Annotated in this window: 2 protein-coding genes; both read right to left on the bottom strand. The window is 69.8% G+C overall.

Translation table 11 applies throughout. The features are described from left to right. Window positions 1-82 precede the first annotated feature (82 nt). Complete coding sequence (locus AB0M20_RS34830) at window positions 83-2,080, bottom strand: beta-galactosidase (RefSeq protein ID WP_364304660.1); 1,998 nt, start codon at window positions 2,078-2,080, stop codon at window positions 83-85. Then, complete coding sequence (locus AB0M20_RS34825) at window positions 2,077-2,937, bottom strand: carbohydrate ABC transporter permease (protein ID WP_364304658.1); 861 nt, start codon at window positions 2,935-2,937, stop codon at window positions 2,077-2,079. The genes AB0M20_RS34830 and AB0M20_RS34825 overlap by 4 nt, the downstream gene beginning before the upstream one ends. Window positions 2,938-3,089 lie beyond the last annotated feature (152 nt).

Genomic DNA, 3,089 nt, shown 5'->3' with positions numbered 1-3,089 from the left:
CACCGGCCGGCAGCAAGCCTGCCAATCCGGCCCAGAGCCGCGCAACCTTCTCCACTCGCCGGGCCCCCTCTGCCTGGTGTCGTCACCGTTCCATCGGCGGGCCCTCCTCGGAGTTGAGGAGTACGCGGACGTCCCAGGGGCCGAGTTCGAGATCGCCAACCGTGACCGGATCCCACGACCAGTTGTGGATGAACCGGACTTTGCGGCCGTCGGGTGCCGTGGCGGTGGTGATCGTGACGCTCTCCGGGACGTCTTCCCGGCCCGGGACGAGCCATCGGAACAGGGCCCGGGCCAGGGCGGGGTCGGGGACGGTGCCGACGCAGGTGATCCGGCCGCGCCCGTGCGCCCGGGTGGTGATCGCCGGCCACTGCCCGAAGTGCGGATGGTCGTAGGAGGCCAGGACGTCGGCGCCGCCGGGCTCCAGGCCGTCGATCCAGCGGGTGGCGTACCCGGTGAACTCGCCGGACGAGATCGGCACCCGGCCGGTGATGTTGCTGAACTCGTCGTAGTGGACCCCGGCCGGTCCCCCGAGGACCGCGGGCGCGGACTCCGCCCGGGCGCGGGCCTCCTGGTCGGCGTATCCGGTGCGCGGGCCGAGGACCAGGTGGCCGCCGGCGTCCGCGTACCCGAGAAGTGCGTCAAGGGTCTCGTCGCCGGCGATGTAGTAGCCGGAGGCGACCAGCACGGGGAACTGCCGCGCCGCGTCGGCCAGTTGCTCCGGGTGCACGATCCGCACCTGCAGCCGGGCGTCGAACGCGCCGCGGTAGAACGGCTCGACCAGCCCCTGATACGCCCGCTGGTCCGGCGCGCCGTCCTCCCCGGCGAGCGGCGGATAGCGCTGCATCAGCCACTTGCTGGGGTAGTCCCAGAGGATCGCCACCTCGGCGTCCGGGGTCAGCCCGTCCAGCAGGTCACCGGCCTCCCGCAGCTCGGCGCCGAGCCGGGCGATCTCGCGGTACGTCCGGCCCGGGCGGCCGCTGTGCGGCAGCACGCCGCTCCAGTAGGTCTCCGCACCGAAGTGCAGCGTGTGCCAGTGCCAGTACTCGATCATCCGGGCGCCGCGGGAGATCAGCGCCCAGGCCGCCTGCCGCCACTGCCCGTCGTACGCCGGCCGGTTGTTCCACGGGAAGCCGATCGACTGCGCGTTGGTCTCGGTGACCAGGAACGGCTCCTGCCGCGAACCGAACATCCGGTCCGCGCTCAGATACAGCGCCCAGGTGCCGTTGGTGGTCCAGTACTGCGGCCGGTCACCGGGGTCGGGCAGCTCCAGGGCGTCCTGCATGCCGTAGTACGGGTTCCCGGCGGTGACGTCGAGCTCTCGCATCAGGGCCACGTCGTCGAGGGCGGGCCGCTCGTAGGACAGGCAGGTGGTGACGAACTGCCCCGCGCCGGCGTAACCGCGGACGATCGACGCCTGCCAGGCGATGAACTCGCTGGTCTGCGCGGCCTGGAAGCGCCGCCACGCCAGGTGGTACTGCGGCTGCACGTTGCCGTCGGGAGTCCACAGGTCGGCCCAGGTGGACAGCCGGTGCGACCAGTAGACCAGGCCCCAGGCGCGGTTCAGGGTCTCCACGTCGCCGTACTCACCCCGCAGGTGGTCGACGAAGCGCTGGAAGACGCCATGGTTGTGCAGCAGCTCGTTGCCCGGCTCGTTGTCGACCTGGAAGCCGATCACGGCCGGGTGGCGCGCGTACCGCTCCATGATCCGGCGGATGACCCGCTCGGCGTGGAACCGGAACGCCGGATGGGTGAAGTCCGCCTCCTGGCGGGCGCCCCAGGGGATGCGCTCGCCGGTGGACCGCTCCCCCGCGATCTCCGGGTACTGCCGGGCCAGCCACGGCGGCACCGCGTAGGTGGGCGTGCCGAGCACCACCGCGATGCCCCGCTCGTGGGCCCCGTCCAGCACCGGCTGCAGCCAGTCCACGTCGAAGCGGCCGTTCTCCGGCTCCCAGGTCGACCACACGGACTCGCCGACCCGGATCACCGTGAAGCCGGCCTCGGACATCAGATCCAGATCGGTTTTCAGTCGCTCGTACGGCTGGTACTCGTGGTAGTAGGCCGCACCGAAAAGCACACTCATCCTTTGACGCTCCCCGCGGACAAACCGGACTCCCAATAGCGCTGCAACAACAGGAACGCGGCGATCAGCGGCAGCACCGACAACATCGAGCCGGTGACCACCAGGGCGAGCAGCTCGCCGGTGGAACCGCCGCCGCCGACCGACTGCGACGACCACGCCGCCAGGCCCACCGTGATCGGGTAGAGATCCGGGTCGTTCAGCATGATCAGTGGCAGGAAGTAGTTGTTCCAGGTCGCCACCAGCGTGAAGAGCAGGACGGTGACGATTCCCGGCGCGAGCGAGCGCAGCACGATCTTGAAGAAGATGCCCATCTCACTCGCGCCGTCGATGCGGCCCGCCTCGATCAGCGTGTCCGGGATCGCGTCCTGGGCGTAGATCCGCATCAGGTAGAGACCGAACGGGCTGACCAGCGACGGCAGGATGATCGCCCACGGCGTGTTGACCAGCCCGATCTTGCTGAACAGCAGGTACGTCGGGATGGCCAGCGCCGTCGTCGGCACCATCACCGAGGCGAGCACGACGCCGAAGAGCGGGCCGTTGCCGCGGAACCGGTACTTGGCGAAGCCGTACCCGCCGAGGGCCGCCAGGAACGCCGCGCCGCCGGCGCTGACCAGTGAGTAGAACAGCGTGTTGAGCATCCAGCGGCCGTAGACGCCGTCGCCGTAGGCGAACGTGTCGCGGATGTTGTCGAAGAGGTTGACGTTGCCGGCGAACCACAGCCCGAAGCTCGAGAACAGGTCGCCGGTGGTCTTGGTGGAGGCGACCACGAGCCAGAACAACGGCAGCAGGAAGTAGATCAGCAGGGCCAGCATGCCGATCGTGAGCAGGTTGCTGCGGCGGCGCGTCAAGGCGCTCATGAGCGGCTCCTCCGGTTGCCGGCGAGCAGCACCAGGGACGACACGATGACGATGACCAGACCGAGGAGGAAGGACACCGCCGCCGCGTAGTTCACCTCCTGGCCGGTGAAGGCCAGCGTGTACGCGTACAGGTTGGGGGTGTACGCGCTGTC

The organism is Actinoplanes sp. NPDC051633 (genome assembly GCF_040681735.1).
Lineage (GTDB): Bacteria > Actinomycetota > Actinomycetes > Mycobacteriales > Micromonosporaceae > Actinoplanes.
Note: the sequence above shows the minus strand (reverse complement) of the source record. Positions and strands in the feature narration are given on the sequence as shown.